General features: G+C 68.8%; 1 protein-coding gene. It reads left to right on the forward strand.

What is annotated here, in order from left to right; all coding sequences use genetic code 11:
• Positions 1-1,031, forward strand: a 1,031-nt coding sequence (gene glmM, locus VK682_RS27245; protein ID WP_324782999.1) for a phosphoglucosamine mutase, incomplete at both ends; no start/stop codon positions are given.

Genomic DNA, 1,031 nt, shown 5'->3' on the forward strand with positions numbered 1-1,031 from the left:
TCGATGCGGGCCGATGTGGGGATCATGATCTCCGCCTCGCACAATCCTGCCCATGACAACGGCATCAAGTTCTTCGGCCCCGACGGGTTCAAGCTCTCCGACGAGGCCGAAACCGAGATCGAGGCGCTGATCGAGGCCGGGGTGCAGCCCGCGCAGGCCGGCAATATCGGCCGCGCCCGCCGCATCGACGACGGCCGCTTCCGCTATCAGGAACGGGTGAAATCCAGCTTTCCGCAAGGCATGCGGCTGGACGGCATGAAGGTGGTGATCGACTGCGCCAATGGCGCCGCCTATCGCGCCGCCCCCGAGGTGCTGTGGGAACTGGGCGCCGAGGTGGTGCCGGTGGGCACCACGCCCAACGGGCTCAACATCAACGACAATTGCGGCTCCACCCGCCCGCAGGCCGCCGCCGAGGCGGTGCTGGCCCATGGCGCGGATGTGGGCATCTGCCTTGACGGCGATGCCGACCGGGTGATCCTCATCGACGAGACCGGCGCCGTGGCCGATGGCGACCAGCTCATGGCGCTGATGGCCGCCCGCTGGGCCGAAGAGGGGCGCCTCAGCGGCGGCACGCTGGTGGCCACCGTCATGTCCAATCTCGGGCTGGAGCGCTTTCTGGACGCGCGCGGCCTGCGGCTCGAACGCACCAAGGTCGGCGACCGTTACGTGGTCGAGGCGATGCGCGCGAATGGCTGGAATCTGGGCGGCGAACAGTCGGGCCATATCGTGATGACCGATTACGCCACCACCGGCGACGGGCTGATGGCCGGGTTGCAGTTTCTGGCGGAAATGGTCCGCACCGGCCAGCCCGCCAGCACGCTGACCCGCAGTTTCGAACCGGTGCCGCAGCTGCTGAAGAACGTGCGCTTCGCCTTGGGCAGCGCGCCGCTCGACAGCACCCGCGTGCGCAGCGCCATCGCCGAGGCCGAGGCCGCGCTCACCGGCCATGGCCGCCTCTTGATCCGCAAATCCGGCACCGAACCGCTGATCCGGGTCATGGCCGAATGCGAGGACGAAGCCCTGCTTGCCCG

The organism is Salipiger marinus, from assembly GCF_035481585.1.
Taxonomy (GTDB): domain Bacteria; phylum Pseudomonadota; class Alphaproteobacteria; order Rhodobacterales; family Rhodobacteraceae; genus Salipiger; species Salipiger marinus.